Genomic DNA, 435 nt, shown 5'->3' on the forward strand with positions numbered 1-435 from the left:
CATAAACCCCCGTTGATCTTTCCTTTTTGGGGGGGTGTGGAGGGCCCCCTGGCGGCGGGGGGGGGGGGGGGGGGGGGGGGGGGGGGGGGGGCCCCCCCCCCCCCCCACCCCGCGGAGAAGTGCCTTTCGGGTTCGAGCGAGTAGGGCGAGCAGCACACCCACAGCCGAATTCGGCTTTGTGGATTCCTTGACGAATCACTATGACTGGACGTAATTTTCGGTTCTCTGCCGGCGAGCCGCCGCACCGTCGAATCGGATCCCGATTTCCCGTGGCATCGATGACGACCCCTCGCAAGCCGCAGGAATTCGCTCCACCGGGAAGTTCGACGACGATCTCCTGCCGCTTTCTCCGCCGCACACGACTGTGGTGGGGGCCGGAATTGGCGGCCCCCACGGCCCCCGCCGCGTAGGCCGGGCGATAGGGGGGGGTTCACA

Origin of the sequence: Kitasatospora sp. NPDC059827 (assembly GCF_042731675.1) — a bacterium.
In the GTDB taxonomy this organism is placed as follows: domain Bacteria; phylum Actinomycetota; class Actinomycetes; order Streptomycetales; family Streptomycetaceae; genus Kitasatospora.